The 517-nt window shown below is 71.0% G+C and carries 1 protein-coding gene; it reads left to right on the forward strand.

Annotation, left to right across the window (positions count from 1 at the left end; all coding sequences use genetic code 11):
• Positions 1-461: MFS transporter (locus L6Q67_RS24485; RefSeq protein WP_296576418.1), on the forward strand; the 461-nt coding region annotated here is incomplete at its 5' end.
• Positions 462-517 lie beyond the last annotated feature (56 nt).

Here is a 517-nt window from a genome sequence, read left to right on the forward strand (position 1 = left end):
CGGCGGGCTGCGGTGCCTTCCTGGGCACGGTGTTCCTCGCCCACCAGCGTGGCCACGCGGGGCTCGCCGGCACGGTGGTGGTGGGTAGCGCCATCAGCGCGCTGTCGGTGGCGGTGTTTGCGCTGGCGGGCTGGATGCCCCTGGCGCTGGTGGCGATGGCCGGTCTGGGCTTTGGCATCTCCACCGTCAATGTGGCGATCAACATGCTGCTGCAGAGCATGGCGCCGGAGGCGCTGCGGGGCCGCGTGGTGTCCTTCTTCTCATCCACCCGCTTCGGCTTCGACGCCCTCGGCGGGCTCGTCGCCGGGCTGGTTGCGGCCTGGCTCGGCGCACGCTACACCCTGCTGCTGGAGGGCCTGGTGCTGGCGGGTTTCGTGGGCTTTTTGCTGACGCGGCGACACAGGCTGCGGGCTGCACTGGTGGAGGGGGAGGGGGCGAGCGGCGAATCCGAGCTCCGGTAGGCCGGATGAGCGCAGCGTAATCCGACATCCCAGGGCAGGGCGACGGAGGCATCTCG

The organism is Zoogloea sp. (assembly GCF_023150065.1).
GTDB lineage: Bacteria > Pseudomonadota > Gammaproteobacteria > Burkholderiales > Rhodocyclaceae > Zoogloea.